The sequence below is a fragment of the Acidovorax sp. 22279 genome (assembly GCF_052045435.1).
Taxonomy (GTDB): Bacteria; Pseudomonadota; Gammaproteobacteria; order Burkholderiales; family Burkholderiaceae_C; genus Acidovorax; species Acidovorax delafieldii.
Genome location: NZ_JBQEOV010000020.1, coordinates 95,985 through 101,924, shown reverse-complemented (window position 1 = coordinate 101,924; position 5,940 = coordinate 95,985). Strand labels below are relative to the sequence as shown.

Annotated in this window: 5 protein-coding genes and 1 pseudogene; 2 read left to right on the top strand and 4 right to left on the bottom strand. The window is 67.3% G+C overall.

From position 1 onward, the window contains the following. Positions 1-364: 364 nt before the first annotated feature. Together lolD and ACTJKQ_RS21930 are read right to left on the bottom strand one after the other, a co-directional pair. Positions 365-1,075, bottom strand: coding sequence for a lipoprotein-releasing ABC transporter ATP-binding protein LolD (lolD, locus tag ACTJKQ_RS21935; protein ID WP_056060918.1), 711 nt, complete (start codon positions 1,073-1,075; stop codon positions 365-367). Continuing rightward, positions 1,068-2,321 carry a lipoprotein-releasing ABC transporter permease subunit gene (locus ACTJKQ_RS21930; RefSeq protein WP_436075623.1) on the bottom strand — a complete coding sequence of 418 codons (1,254 nt, stop codon included), beginning with the start codon at positions 2,319-2,321 and terminating at the stop codon, positions 1,068-1,070. Before ACTJKQ_RS21930 ends, lolD begins: the two co-directional genes overlap by 8 nt. 80 nt (positions 2,322-2,401) lie before the next feature. Here ACTJKQ_RS21930 and ACTJKQ_RS21925 point away from each other — a divergent pair, with 80 nt between their 5' ends. Together ACTJKQ_RS21925 and recJ are read left to right on the top strand one after the other, a co-directional pair. Beyond that, a complete protein-coding gene (locus ACTJKQ_RS21925; RefSeq protein ID WP_440598050.1) occupies positions 2,402-3,355 on the top strand; it encodes a phosphoglycerate mutase in 954 nt (317 codons plus the stop codon). Beyond that, positions 3,352-5,076, top strand: coding sequence for a single-stranded-DNA-specific exonuclease RecJ (gene recJ / locus ACTJKQ_RS21920; RefSeq protein WP_440598049.1), 1,725 nt, complete (start codon positions 3,352-3,354; stop codon positions 5,074-5,076). The genes ACTJKQ_RS21925 and recJ overlap by 4 nt, the downstream gene beginning before the upstream one ends. Positions 5,077-5,154: 78 nt before the next feature. On the opposite strand, the gene ACTJKQ_RS21915 is transcribed toward recJ, so the two are convergent. Together ACTJKQ_RS21915 and ACTJKQ_RS21910 are read right to left on the bottom strand one after the other, a co-directional pair. Then, positions 5,155-5,583: a tautomerase family protein gene (locus ACTJKQ_RS21915; RefSeq protein WP_440598048.1), complete on the bottom strand. Its 429-nt coding sequence runs from the start codon at positions 5,581-5,583 to the stop codon at positions 5,155-5,157. Between the two features lie 128 nt (positions 5,584-5,711). Then, a pseudogene (locus ACTJKQ_RS21910) lies at positions 5,712-5,940 on the bottom strand (methyl-accepting chemotaxis protein); the annotation flags it as partial.

The window sequence follows — 5,940 nt, the reverse complement described above, 5'->3', positions numbered from 1 at the left end:
TGCTGGCTGCGCCTGCGGCGGGGCGGTTGCGGGGTGAGCATGGGCGTCGGAGCGCCCATGCCTCGTGCACTGACTCGCCGTGGATGTCTGAACGAAGCTGCAACGCAGCGCAGTGAGTTCCACGGCGCACCCCACAGCCGCCCCGCCGCAGGTTTGCCCCTTCGCGTTGCGAAGGGGTCGCAGACTGGGGGTCGCCTTTTCTTTGGTGACTTTCTTTTGGCGAAGCAAAAGAAAGTTACTCGCACGCCGGGCGACTCCCGGCCTCCGCCTTCAACCCAGGCATGCGATCCAATCAGCAACCACAAGAAAACGCTATGAAATCAATAGCTACCACCGCATATTCCACTAGCGAATCCAGCCAAAATCACCCCAAAACCCCAGACACCAGCCTCACCACCCGGTCACACCGGGCCGCCAGCGACTCATCGTGCGTCACCATCACAAACGCCGTGCCCTGGTCCCGCGCCAATTGCAGCATCAAGTCAAACACCCCATCAGCCGTACTCCGGTCCAGATTGCCCGTAGGCTCGTCCGCCAGCACACACGCAGGCCGGGTCACCAAGGCCCGCGCAATCGCCACCCGCTGACGCTCACCGCCCGACAGCTCGGCCGGCCGGTGCATCAGCCGCTCCTTCAAACCGACCGACGCCAGCACCCGCTCCGCCTCGGCATGGCACTGCGCCAACGGCAGACGGCGAATGCGCAGCGGCATCGCCACGTTGTCCAGCGCACTGAACTCCGGCAGCAGGTGGTGGAACTGGTAGATAAACCCCAGGTGCTGGTTGCGCAGCTGCCCCTGGCGCTCCGCCGACAGCGACGACATCTCCTCGCCCTTCAGGCGCACCGTGCCCGCCGTGGGTGCATCCAGCCCGCCCAGCAGGTGCAGCAAGGTGCTCTTGCCCGAGCCCGAGGCACCCACGATCGCCAGCGTTTCACCCGCATGGATCTGCAGGTCCACGCCCTTGAGCACGGTCACATCCAGGCGGCCTTCGGTAAAGCGTTTGGTCAGGCCCTTGGCTTCCAGCACCACCGGGTGAGCGTTGTTTTTATTGTCGTTGGAGGTGGGATTACTCATAACGCAGCGCCTCGGCAGGGTTCACACGGCTGGCGCGCCAGCTGGGGTACAGGGTGGCCACAAAGGCCAGCACCAGCGAGATGACCGCAATGGGCACGATGTCGCTGCTCTGCGGCTCGCTGGGCATCTTGCTGATGAGATAGATGTCCTTGGGCAAAAAGCTCGCGTTCAGTGCGCGCTCGATGGCCGGCACGATCACGTCGATGTTGAAGGCGATGCCCAGGCCCAGCAGCAGGCCCACCAGCGTGCCAATCACACCCACCATCGCGCCCTGCACCACGAAGATGCCCATGATGCTCTTGGGGCTGGCGCCCAGCGTGCGCAGGATGGCGATGTCAGCGCGCTTGTCGGTCACCGTCATCACCAGCGTGGAGACCAGGTTGAACGCCGCCACGGCCACGATGAGCGTGAGGATGATGAACATCATGCGTTTTTCGAGCTGCACCGCGGCGAACCAGGTACGGTTCTGCTGCGTCCAGTCGCGGATCAGTAGCTGGCCGCTCAGGGACTGCGCCAGTTGCTGCGCCACCTCGCGGGCCAGGTGCAGGTCCTTGAGCTTGAGGCGTACACCCGTGGGGCCTTCCAAGCGGAAGATGCGCTGCGCGTCCTCATGGTGCAGCAGCACCAGGGCCGAGTCGTATTCGTAGTGGCCCGAGTCAAACGTGCCCGCCACCGTCATCTGCTTGAGGCGCGGCACCACGCCTGCGGGCGTCACCTGGCCGGCGGGCGCTATCAGCGTCACCGGGTCGCCCACCCGCACGCCCAGGGCACGGGCCAGCTCGCCCCCCAGCACCACGCGGAACTCGCCGGGCACCAGAAGGTTCAGCGTCTTCTCGTTGGTGGCGGCCAGGTCGGTCACCGCGCCTTCCAGGGCCGGATCGATGCCACGCACCAGAGCACCTTTCATGTCTTCGCCACGCGCCAGCAGGGCCTGGGCCGCCACAAAAGGTGCAGCCCCGATCACATTCGGGTTCTTCTTGGCCTCGGCCAGGGTGAGCGCCGGGTCCGGCAGTGCGGCCCCCAGGGGCGCAAAGATCTCGATGTGCGAGACCACGCTGAGCATGCGGTCGCGCACGTCCTTCTGAAAGCCGTTCATCACCGACAGCACGATGATCAGCGCCGCCACCCCCAGCGCAATGCCCAGCATGGACACGCCCGAGATGAACGAGATGAAGCCATTGCGCCGCGTGGCGCGGCCCGCGCGCGTGTAGCGCCAGCCCAGGGCCAGTTCGTAGGGAATTTGCATGGATTAGGAAAGAAGGACCTGTACGGTGCGGAATGCACGCTACGGGCCGGGCCGATTGTGGCATCCCGGACAATACGCCCATGTCGGACACCACCCATTTGCTCATTCCCTACGCCGCCAGCGCCTCGCCGGGATGCCAGCAAGCCCAACAGGGCCTGGCCCTGCCCCACCTGGAACGGCTGCTGGCCCGGCTCAGCCCCCATCCCGCCCAGAGCGACAGCGGCGAAGAAACCAGCTTCTCCGCCCCCCATGAACGCGCCCTGGCCCGCGCCCTGAGCCTGCCTGCTCAGGACGGCCGCATCCCTTGGGCCGCCTGGCACCGCCACCAGCAAGGCCTGACGACCCACGACGAAGCCTGGGCCTTCGTCACGCCCTGCCAGTGGCAGGTCAGCACCGACCACGTCACCCTGCGCGACCCCGAACAGCTGGGGCTGGACGAAGCCGCGTCCCGCGCGCTGCTGGCCATCGTGGCGCCCTGGTTTGCCGAGGACGGCATCACCCTGCACTACGACCAGCCCACGCGCTGGCTGGCCAGCGGGCCGCTGTTTGCCGACCTGGCCACCGCGTCGCTGGAGCGCGTGCTGCTGCGCGACGTGCGCGCCTGGATGCCCGATGTGAAACAAGCCCGCACCCTGCACCGCCTGCACAGCGAGATGCAGATGCTGCTGTACACCCACGCCTTCAACGACGAGCGCTCAGCGCGCGGGCTGCCCGTCGTCAACTCGTTCTGGGTGCACGGCACGGGCGCACTGGCTGGCCCACCGCTTGGCACTGTGCCCCCCCACATGCCCACCAACCTGCGGGACGCCGCCTTGCACGACGACTGGCGCACCTGGGCCAGCGCCTGGGCCGCGCTGGACGCAGGCCCCGTGGCCGACCTGCTGCGCCGGGCCGAAAGCGGCACGCCCGTGCAACTGACCCTGTGCGGCGAACGCAATGCGCTGGGCTTCCACACCGCTCCACGCAGCCTTGCACAGCGGATTCAAAGTCTTTTTCGCCCCATGCGCTGGTCGAATATGCTGGTGCAGCTATGAAAATAATAGCAAGAGACATTCCACCCCGCGCCGCCTGGGCGCTGGAGCAGGCCGGCGTGCACCCGCTGCTGGCGCGCCTGTACGCCGCGCGTGGCGTGCGGGCCAAGGACGAACTGGACGATGGCCTGGGCCGCCTGCTGCCGCCCAGTGGCGACCACGGCTTGAAGGGCATTGACGCTGCAGCCCGCCTGCTGGCCGATGCCATGGCGCAGAACCAACGGCTCATCATCGTGGCCGACTACGACTGCGACGGCGCCACCGCCTGCGCCGTGGGTGTGCGCGGCCTGCGGCTGCTGGGCGCCCAGAACGTGGACTACCTGGTGCCCGACCGCGTGACCGACGGCTACGGCCTCACCGCCTCGATCGCCCGCCGCGTGGCCGAGCGGGGTGCCGACATGCTCATCACCGTGGACAACGGCATCGCCAGCGTGGACGGCGTGGCCGAGGCCAAGGCGCTGGGCCTGCAGGTGCTGGTGACCGACCACCACCTGCCTGGCCCCGAGCTGCCTGCGGCGGACGCCATCGTCAACCCCAACCAGCCCGGCTGCCCGTTCGAGAGCAAGTCCATGGCCGGGGTGGGCGTGATGTTTTATGTGCTGCTGGCCCTGCGCGCCGAGCTGCGTGCGCGTGGCGTGTTCGACGCCGCCACGCAACCCAAGCTCGACCCCTTGCTCACCCTGGTGGCGCTGGGCACCGTGGCCGACGTGGTCAAGCTGGATGCCAACAATCGCCGCCTGGTCGCCCAGGGCTTGAAGCGCATCCGCGCGGGGCAGATGCCCGCAGGCATCGCCGCCCTGTTCCACGCCGCCGGCCGCAAGGCGCCCGTGGCCACCACCTTCGACTTTGGCTTTGCTTTAGGCCCACGCATCAACGCCGCAGGCCGCCTGGCCGACATGACGCTGGGCATCGAATGCCTGCTGACGGACGACGCAGGCCGCGCTGCCGAACTGGCCGCCACGCTGGACGGCATCAACCGCGAGCGCCGCGACATTGAAAGCGGCATGCGCGAACAGGCCATGCTGATGGCCGAGAGCCTGTTTGACGAGAGCGAGGAGCCCCCGCCCGCCATCAGCGTGTTCGACCCCGACTTCCACGAAGGCGTGGTCGGCATCGTGGCCAGCCGCATCAAGGACAAGCTGCACCGCCCCACCTTCGTGTTTGCGGCCAGCAGCGCGCCGGGCAAAGAGCATGAACTCAAAGGCTCGGGCCGCTCCATCCCCGGCTTTCACCTGCGCGACGCGCTGGACCTGGTGGCCAAGCGCCACCCGGGCGTGATCCTCAAGTTCGGCGGCCACGCCATGGCGGCGGGCTGCACCGTGGCGGAGGAATCGTTCGACGTGTTCGAGCAGGCCTTTGCCCAGGTGGCGCAGGAATGGCTGGACGCCGCCACCCTCACCCGCCGCATCGAAACCGACGGCCCGCTGGCCCCCGAATACTGCCGCGCCGACATCGTGGACACGCTGCACCGCGAGGTCTGGGGCCAGGGCTTTGCGCCCCCCACCTTCAGCGAAGAGGTGCAGATCGTGAGCCAGCGCCTGGTGGGCGAGGCCAAGAACCACCTGTCGCTCAAGCTCATCCACCAGGGCAACCCCGTGGATGCCATCTGGTTCGGCCACACCGAGCAGTTGCCTGCCCGGGTGCTGCTGGCCTTCCGCCTGGATGTGAACGAGTGGAAGGGCGAGCGCAAGGTGCAGTTTCTGGTCGAAGGCGCGCAGGTGTAGCGCGCCACCGCTCAAGCCTGCGTCGGCCCCTTGCTTCGCTGGCGGATCACGGTCACCGGCTCACCGCCTTGCCCCCAGTTACGAGAACCTGTTTGAGGTATTTTCGGGGTCGCACAAGTCCCTTGCCGGGATGGGATGCAAGGCGCGGGGCGCAGTTGATAGCTCAGCTATCAACAAGCGCCGCAACGCCGCAGACCGCCCGGCAAGGCACTTGCCCGAAGGGTTGGAGTGAAATCGGGCGATTGGACGCCCCGGCTGCTTGCATGGGCATGAGCCCATGCGGCGCACCCGAAGCATCCACTCATCCCGATTGCACTCCAATGCGATCCCCGAAAATGCCTCAAACAGGTTCTGCAGATCCACCTCGTCGATGATGACGGTGACACTTTCCGGCCGCTTGTCCAGCACCTGCTGCATGAGCTGGGTCACGCCCGCAATCAGGGCGGCTTTCTGGGCTGCGGTAGTCGGCAGGTCGCGGCGCGCAAGGCGGATGTTGACCAGGGGCATCGGAGAATCCTTTCAAGGTGCACCAAAACAAAAGGCAGCTCACGCTGCCTTGCTGTCAAATCGGCCGGAATACCGACCACAAAAAATAGCCGCCAGCGCTTGATGGTCATGTGCTGGCCGCTATCGATTTAGAAGCTCTCCCAATCGTCATCGCCACCCTGCGCCGCTGCCTTGGCTGCGGGGGCGGGGGCGGGCGCCTTGGCCGCAGGCAGGCGCGCCGGGGCAGGCGCAGGTGCCTTCGGGGTGGCGGAAGACGCCACGCGGGGCGCGCTGGCCGTTGCCTTGGCCACGGCGGGCCGTGGCGCAGGCGCCGGTGCTGCAGCGCGGGGTGCCGCTGCCGGCGCCCGGGTGGCCACC

Coding starts and splice junctions, on each gene's coding strand:
- lolD (WP_056060918.1), bottom strand. CDS start 1,075: ATGAGTAATCCCACCTCCAACGACAATAAAAACAACGCTCACCCGGTG.
- ACTJKQ_RS21930 (WP_436075623.1), bottom strand. CDS start 2,321: ATGCAAATTCCCTACGAACTGGCCCTGGGCTGGCGCTACACGCGCGCG.
- ACTJKQ_RS21925 (WP_440598050.1), top strand. CDS start 2,402: ATGTCGGACACCACCCATTTGCTCATTCCCTACGCCGCCAGCGCCTCG.
- recJ (WP_440598049.1), top strand. CDS start 3,352: ATGAAAATAATAGCAAGAGACATTCCACCCCGCGCCGCCTGGGCGCTG.
- ACTJKQ_RS21915 (WP_440598048.1), bottom strand. CDS start 5,583: ATGCCCCTGGTCAACATCCGCCTTGCGCGCCGCGACCTGCCGACTACC.